Annotated in this window: 10 tRNA genes; all 10 read right to left on the reverse strand. The window is 53.7% G+C overall.

Features of this window, described 5'->3' with window-relative positions:
- Nucleotides 1-58: 58 nt before the first annotated feature.
- The 10 genes from AC0TWI_RS11665 to AC0TWI_RS11710 all read right to left on the reverse strand — a co-directional run bounded on the left by AC0TWI_RS11665 (nucleotide 59) and on the right by AC0TWI_RS11710 (nucleotide 1,172).
- Nucleotides 59-132: transfer RNA gene (locus AC0TWI_RS11665), tRNA-Met, on the reverse strand.
- Between the two features lie 188 nt (nucleotides 133-320).
- A tRNA-Ser gene (locus tag AC0TWI_RS11670) sits at nucleotides 321-413 on the reverse strand.
- 15 nt (nucleotides 414-428) lie between these two features.
- Nucleotides 429-505 (reverse strand) — tRNA-Ile (locus AC0TWI_RS11675).
- A gap of 6 nt (nucleotides 506-511) precedes the next feature.
- Nucleotides 512-588, reverse strand: a tRNA-Met gene (locus AC0TWI_RS11680).
- A 22-nt stretch (nucleotides 589-610) separates the two neighbouring features.
- Nucleotides 611-686 (reverse strand) — tRNA-Ala (locus AC0TWI_RS11685).
- 10 nt (nucleotides 687-696) lie between these two features.
- Nucleotides 697-773 (reverse strand) — tRNA-Pro (locus tag AC0TWI_RS11690).
- A 24-nt stretch (nucleotides 774-797) separates the two neighbouring features.
- A tRNA-Arg gene (locus AC0TWI_RS11695) sits at nucleotides 798-874 on the reverse strand.
- Nucleotides 875-885: 11 nt separating this feature from the next.
- Nucleotides 886-971, reverse strand: a tRNA-Leu gene (locus tag AC0TWI_RS11700).
- A 6-nt stretch (nucleotides 972-977) separates the two neighbouring features.
- A tRNA-Gly gene (locus AC0TWI_RS11705) sits at nucleotides 978-1,052 on the reverse strand.
- Nucleotides 1,053-1,090: 38 nt separating this feature from the next.
- Nucleotides 1,091-1,172 (reverse strand) — tRNA-Leu (locus tag AC0TWI_RS11710).
- Between the last annotated feature and the right edge of the window lie 59 nt (nucleotides 1,173-1,231).

The following is a 1,231-nucleotide window of genomic DNA, read 5'->3' on the forward strand; positions in this document are numbered from 1 at the left end:
CCGGCGATCTCCTGCGTGACAGGCAGGCATGTTAACCGCTACACCACGGGACCTTCGATTGCGGGGGCAGGATTTGAACCTGCGACCTTCGGGTTATGAGCCCGACGAGCTGCCAGACTGCTCCACCCCGCGACGATAAAAGTATAATGTTTTGCTTCCATTTCTGAGTAACTGCTGATGAAACCGTCCCGATCTCAGGAAGCCAATTCAGGGAGCTATTCGATCGGTACGCCTCGCAGAGGATTCACAGGAGATTTGCTCGGTGCTCCACCCCGCGACGATAAAAGTTTACATAGCCTTATACTCTGTGAAAGAATATATGGCGGAGGAAGAGGGATTCGAACCCCCGCGCGGTTTAACCCGCCTGTCGGTTTTCAAGACCGATCCCTTCAGCCAGACTTGGGTATTCCTCCGTGTGTGAAAGTAAATGGTGGACCTTGTAGGACTCGAACCTACGACCGGACGGTTATGAGCCGTCTGCTCTAACCAGCTGAGCTAAAGGTCCTCTATATGGTAGCGGCGGAGGGAATCGAACCCACGACCTCACGGGTATGAACCGTACGCTCTAGCCAGCTGAGCTACGCCGCCAATATAGGAAGATCACATAAAATGGTGGAGCCTAGCGGGATCGAACCGCTGACCTCCTGCGTGCAAAGCAGGCGCTCTCCCAGCTGAGCTAAGGCCCCATTCTAAAAGTGGTCGGGAAGACAGGATTCGAACCTGCGACCCCTTGGTCCCAAACCAAGTGCTCTACCAAGCTGAGCTACTTCCCGTAAGCATAATGATGGATATGTATGTGGCGCGCCCGAAAGGAGTCGAACCCATAGCCTTCTGATCCGTAGTCAGACGCTCTATCCAATTGAGCTACGGGCGCATAAATTGCTATGCCGAGAACCGGAATCGAACCGGTACGGTAGTCACCTACCGCAGGATTTTAAGTCCTGTGCGTCTGCCAGTTCCGCCACCCCGGCAATTAATGGAGCGGAAGACGGGATTCGAACCCGCGACCCCCACCTTGGCAAGGTGGTGTTCTACCACTGAACTACTTCCGCATTTTCTATTGGCATCACATGAGTCAAGATTTAATAAGTGCGGGTGAAGGGAGTCGAACCCCCACGCCTTGCGGCACTAGATCCTAAGTCTAGCGTGTCTGCCAGTTCCACCACACCCGCATAAAAATGGTGAGCCATGCAGGATTCGAACCTGCGACCCTCTGATTAAAAGTCAGATG

This window comes from Lederbergia sp. B243.17, from assembly GCF_057657925.1.